Here is a 4,233-nt window from a genome sequence, read left to right as displayed (position 1 = left end):
CAGTGAATATAAATATATAAACTTAGTGGATTTATATAACCAGTTAAATGTTCGTAACCCGCTTACTTATTGCTTTGGGAAAGCCATGAGAGTGAGGCGTCAGTGGTAGATGATGGTATATATTCGGCGCTGATATAGCCTGAGTAATTAAGCCTATCAAGTGCTTTGAAGATCTGCGAGAAGTTAAGCTCGCCGGTACCTGGCTCGTGTCGGCCGGGGTTATCGGCAAACTGGATATGGCCGATCTGGGCTTGGGCAGATCCTATCTTACGGATAATATCGCCATGCATGATTTGCATATGATAGATATCAAACTGGATCTTTACATTTTCTTCATTGACGTCCTCGAGTAGCTGCAGAGCTTTGTCTAATGTATCAATTATGAACCCAGGCATATCAACTTTACTGTTAATTGCTTCAACCATCAGTGTTATATTTTTTCTGGCAAGCGCTTGGGCAGCATATTTGACGTTAGCAACAAGTTTTTGCCAGTGTTGCTCGTCACTACAGTCAGGCTGTTTTAAACCTGATAAGCAATTAATCTGCTTAACCCCAAGTGTTTGCGCATATTCCAGCGCTGTTTCGAGCCCTTGTTTGAATTCATCCTCACGTCCGGGTAAGCCGGCGATACCTCTCTCTCCTGCATCCCAATTACCAGGCGGGAGATTGAATAGCACTTGTTCTAGCCCATTAGCATCGAGTGCCTCGGCAAGTTCTTTAGCGGGCCATTGATAGGGAAATAAGTACTCAACGTACTTAAAACCGGCTTTTGAGGCAGCCTCAAAGCGACTCATAAAAGGAAGTTCGGTAAATAGCATAGTGAGATTGGCGGCGAACTTGGGCATGCTTATATCCTTGCGATGAGTTTGCTAAAACACTTAACTAGTAGATTTCAGTTGAGTCTGGTTCATATGTTCTAGCTCAAGCAGTAGGCCGCTATGGTCGACATTTTCATTGCCATTAGCAACCAGAGATAGATAAGACTCATAAGTACGCTGAGATAGGGGCAGTGTCAGACCTTCGTTTCGCGCTTCATCAAGTATAGTTTTCAGGTCTTTAAGCTGGACACGAGAGGTCGCGCCTGGCTCAAAGTTTCGCTCTAGCATTCTTTGTCCATGTAATTCGAGAATACGGCTGGCAGCAAAGCCTCCACTTAGGGCTTCTCGTACGGCTTCAGGGTCCGCACCACCTTCGGAGGCTAATAACAGTGCTTCTGATACGGCGCCAATTGTGATGCCGACAATCGCTTGATTGGCCAGTTTGCATAGCTGGCCACTTCCGGTATCACCAATGTAAGTAGACTTCCCAAATGCCTGGAAGAGCTCTTGTGCTCGTTCGAATTGCTGCTTATCACCACCCGCCATAACAGATAAGGTGGCCGCCTGAGCACCTGCTGTACCGCCGGAAACTGGCGCATCCAGATAGTGACACTGATGCTGCTTTGCTAACTGGGCGTGCTTGCGAGCGGTAGAAGGCGGAATTGAGCTCATGTCGATAAATAAGCTATTCGGCTTCGCGCTTTGATAAGCTTGTGACTGATAGATAACCTGATCGACAATATCGCCATTTTCCAACATGCTGATAATAATTTCTGCTTGGCTAATCGCCTCGGCGGCGCTTGCACAAAGTTCGGCTTTATCGGCGAAATCTGCCATCTTCTCGGCAGTTCTATTCCATAGCAATAATTCGAAACCGGCATCCAGTAACTTTTGTGTCATTGGGTAGCCCATCAGGCCGATCCCAAGAAATGCGATCTTCATCTTTTCTCCTAAAACGAAAAAACCGCCCAAGTAGGCGGTTTATATATCGAGCCAAACCTTAATCTTCGATTAGGGCTTTAACCTTCTTCATTGCATTTTTTTCTAGTTGTCGAATACGTTCTGCAGAAACGCCGTACTCATCAGCGAGTTCATGCAAAGTCTTTTTATCTTCGGTCAACCAGCGCTTGGATAGAATATCGAAACTGCGTTCATCCAGAGTTTTTAAGGCTTCGTGTAAACGGGAATTTGCGTATTCAGTGCTGTCCAGCTTTTCCAGTCGACGAGCCGGGTTATGGCTATGATCTTCAATGAAATTAGCGGGAGCCTGATATGCGCTATCTTCGTCATCATCGGCGCCCATGTCGAAAGATGCATCGTGAGCACTTAAGCGACCTTCCATTTCTCGTACGACTTTTGGTTCTACACCGAGGTTCTCAGCTACGTCCTGAACTTCTTTATGAGTGAACCAAGCTAAACGTTTTTTGTTGCTGCGCAAATTGAAGAACATTTTACGCTGAGCTTTAGTCGTCGCAATTTTAACGATGCGCCAGTTTCGTAGAATGAACTCGTGAATTTCTGCCTTGATCCAATGTACAGCAAAAGAAACCAGGCGAACGCCATACTCAGGGTTAAAACGCTTAACAGCTTTCATCAAGCCTACGTTACCTTCCTGAATAAGGTCTGCCTGAGCCAAACCGTAGCCGGCATAGCTTTTAGCAATATGAATAACAAAGCGAAGATGAGACATAACCATATGGCGTGCAGCTTCAAGATCGTGTTCATCATGTAAACGATCAGCAAGCTTGCGTTCTTCTTCAACGCTCAGAATAGGGATACCATTCACGGCCTGAATGTATGACTCCAGGTTTGCGCCCGGGGTAAGCATATCTACGGGCTGTAAGCTTGTACCCATAATAAAACCTCCAACATTTATTCCGTAAGAATTTTAGTGTTCAATATTTTGCTCTGCTCAAATTTAGACAGCAGAACAAAGAAAAAGTTCCATACAGAAAAATTGTACATATATTAAGCAATCATAAAGTATTCTAAAGGGAGAAAAAAGAGTACTACTTTGAAAATTACTGTTGCAGAGACAAGATTAATAAAACTTAAGACTCAGCAATATAGGATTTCTACTTGATTAACTTGGTTCAATATCATCCAAATGTTTGCGTACTGCAAGCCAAGAGCTAAACCAGCCCAGCCCTGTCCCTATTAAGAATAACAATAGTGTAGATTCAAAACTCAGTGATGACAAACTAAAAGTGCTTTGATATGAGCTGGCCAATGCCTCAACCGGGCCATTAAGAATAGCGGTAATGATAATAAGCAGTATCCAGGCAACTAGACTGGCGCCAAAACCAAATAATACACCCATATATAGAAAGGGCCTACGAACGAAACCATCTGTTCCGCCAACGAGTTTAATTACAATAATTTCTTCTTTTTTGTTCTCGATTGCTAGGCGAATGGTATTCCCTAGCACCAGAATAACAACCAGTGCGAGCATTATTCCGATAACGCTTACTGCTTGCTGAAGCATATTAATGATCGACTGAAGCCGCTTTACCCAAACCACATCGAGTATCGCACTTTCGATTTCAGGAAGAGTAATTAGAGCATCTTTGAGCTGCTCAATATGCTCAATCGTATTTAGAGCATCTGATGGGCGAACAATAATGACATGCGGCAAGGGGTTGCTGTCTAAGTAGTCGATTGCATCGGCAAACTCGAAGCGTTCTTTAAAATTGCTCAGCGCGCTATCGTTATCGATAAACTGGCTGCTGGTGATACTCTTTCTTTTTGCAATATCGTCAGCAAGCCTTTGTCCATCAATAAGCGGCACGCCCTTTTTAAGTAGGAGCGTTATTTGTGCGCTGCCATCCCAATCTTCACCTAGTGATTCAATATTGCTTAAAAGGCTAGTCAACAAAGCTGGCAGAACCAGAGCTATGCCGAGCACTGCACAGGTAAAGAGACTGGCAATGGGTGTTTTTAGCAATGACAGCAGAGTCGCCTTAGCCACCTTTTTATGGTGTTCTATATAGTGGTTTGCAGCACTTGGCGGAGGAGCCGGTCGAGCGCCTGAAGATTTGGGTAGCTCAGCCATTAGTCATCTGCTCCAGCAAATTGAGAACGTGAGTCGATCAGACTTCCTTGCTGAAGCGAGATTACGCGATAGTGCATATGATGAATCAATGCCAAGTCGTGGCTCGCTATCAGTACCGTGACGCCGACTTGATTGAACTCGCTAAACAAGTTCATGATTTCGGCTGAAAGCTCGGGGTCGAGGTTTCCGGTTGGTTCATCGGCTAACAAAACGGGAGGTTTATTGACAACGGCTCTGGCAATACCGATACGCTGTTGTTCACCGCCTGAGAGCTGAATGGGTGTCATTTTCTCTTTTGAAAGCAAACCGACTTTATCTAATGCGGCACGTACTCGACGCCCGATATCGCGCGGGTTCATTCCC

The 4,233-nt window shown here is 44.7% G+C and carries 5 protein-coding genes; all 5 read right to left on the bottom strand.

The window, feature by feature from the left end; genetic code table 11:
- Positions 1-62: 62 nt before the first annotated feature.
- Positions 63-845 carry a hydroxypyruvate isomerase gene (gene hyi, locus A3757_RS13865; protein ID WP_068506576.1) on the bottom strand — a complete coding sequence of 261 codons (783 nt, stop codon included), beginning with the start codon at positions 843-845 and terminating at the stop codon, positions 63-65.
- 33 nt (positions 846-878) lie between these two features.
- The gene (locus A3757_RS13860) at positions 879-1,760 is read right to left on the bottom strand and encodes an NAD(P)-dependent oxidoreductase (protein ID WP_068506579.1); all 882 of its coding nucleotides are present in this window, start codon (positions 1,758-1,760) and stop codon (positions 879-881) included.
- 58 nt (positions 1,761-1,818) lie between these two features.
- A complete protein-coding gene (gene rpoH / locus A3757_RS13855) occupies positions 1,819-2,673 on the bottom strand; it encodes an RNA polymerase sigma factor RpoH (RefSeq protein WP_068506581.1) in 855 nt (284 codons plus the stop codon).
- A 228-nt stretch (positions 2,674-2,901) separates the two neighbouring features.
- Positions 2,902-3,870 carry a permease-like cell division protein FtsX gene (ftsX, locus tag A3757_RS13850; RefSeq protein ID WP_068506583.1) on the bottom strand — a complete coding sequence of 323 codons (969 nt, stop codon included), beginning with the start codon at positions 3,868-3,870 and terminating at the stop codon, positions 2,902-2,904.
- Positions 3,870-4,233: cell division ATP-binding protein FtsE (locus A3757_RS13845; RefSeq protein WP_156506323.1), on the bottom strand; the 364-nt coding region annotated here is incomplete at its 5' end. The genes A3757_RS13845 and ftsX, both read right to left, overlap by 1 nt.

Source organism: Oleiphilus sp. HI0117 (assembly GCF_001635235.1).
The sequence above is the reverse complement of the archived record's forward strand: the minus strand, read 5'-3'. Positions and strand labels throughout refer to the sequence as shown.